The organism is Parendozoicomonas sp. 209JJ7-1, assembly GCF_058147085.1.
Genome location: NZ_JBYVJU010000094.1, coordinates 1 through 818 on the forward strand (window position 1 = coordinate 1; position 818 = coordinate 818).

Annotated in this window: 1 protein-coding gene; it reads right to left on the reverse strand. The window is 42.2% G+C overall.

Annotated elements, in window-relative coordinates; all coding sequences use genetic code 11:
* Positions 1-26 precede the first annotated feature (26 nt).
* Positions 27-767, reverse strand: a complete 741-nt coding sequence (locus tag ACY2RQ_RS19515) for a carbon-nitrogen hydrolase family protein (protein ID WP_490114683.1) — start codon at positions 765-767, stop codon at positions 27-29.
* Between the last annotated feature and the right edge of the window lie 51 nt (positions 768-818).

Consider the following 818-nt stretch of genomic DNA (forward strand, 5'->3'; position numbering starts at 1 on the left):
CCGAAGGCGTCACTTGGATGCACTTGTTACATTTCGATTACTCGGGATTCCCAAGCTTCATTTGTTTGATGGGAAATGATTATCGTGTCTCTTTCTTCTCCGGCAACTGATAAACGGCCATCTTTACTCCATGTTGCACTTTTTCCTATTGGTTGCCAGCCACCTGTAGCCTTATTGTGGTTTGCCATTACAACTAGTATCTCGTGTTCAGTGGCATATGATTGAAGCTTTTGCGTATCAGAAGCATAACCACCTTCAGTAATGAGGACACCAGCAGCGTAAACAGTTGCACGATCTTTAGCATAGCTTTGAGCATGCAAAGGATTACTTGTATCAGCACAGATAGCAATTGCAACTTTATGATCATGTACCTCAACTATTTTAGGCTCTTTACCTGGAGTGAAGAACTGTTCTTCGCCGGGATGAAGATTCATCTTTGAGTAAGTTGAAACTAATCCATTTGGGCTGAAGATGAGTGAGCCTATATGAAACTCGTTACCTGATTTCACAGGTGCCCCCACCACAATCCAGATATCATTCTCAGATGCAGCTGATACAAGAGGCTGAAGCCTCTCATCATCAGTCACAAATGCTAGAGAAGAAGCTAATTCTGGCTCATAACCTGTTAAGGAAAGTTCAGGAAAAATGATTATCGAAGTTTGATGCTCAACTGCAACATCAGTTGCTTTTATGTGACTTTCGATGTTCTTACAGACATTCCCCTTGGTTGAAGAAATTTGAGCTACTGCAACTTTAAAGTTTTGCACAATATTTCCTTAGAAATGTAACGCCCGCATCAGGTGCGCCGAAGGCGTCAC